Genomic DNA, 279 nt, shown 5'->3' with positions numbered 1-279 from the left:
CATTTGGCTGATCTGCTTCAGGATACGAGCCTCTCATCTATTATAAACGCATCTAAAATAGTTTCAGACAGAATTAAGTTTGTTGCTGGGTTGGAGCAACTTATTTTTAATTATAAAGACAATCTTAAAGAGAGAACTCAGCTTCATCGGATACTAGCAAAAAACACATGGATATTCGGAGATGCTTTTACGTTATCTGTGGATGATCAATCCCTAACAGAAGTTCTGAGAAAGCATGTAGCATTACTTGATAAAGATATAGTCATAAATGATCCAGTA

At 35.1% G+C, this 279-nt stretch carries 1 pseudogene; it reads left to right on the top strand.

Annotation, left to right across the window (positions count from 1 at the left end):
* Positions 1-279, top strand: a pseudogene (locus RMT89_RS42620) (histidine kinase); the annotation flags it as partial.

This window comes from Streptomyces sp. P17 (assembly GCF_032436805.1).
Lineage (GTDB): Bacteria > Actinomycetota > Actinomycetes > Streptomycetales > Streptomycetaceae > Streptomyces.
Note: the sequence above shows the minus strand (reverse complement) of the source record. Positions and strands in the feature narration are given on the sequence as shown.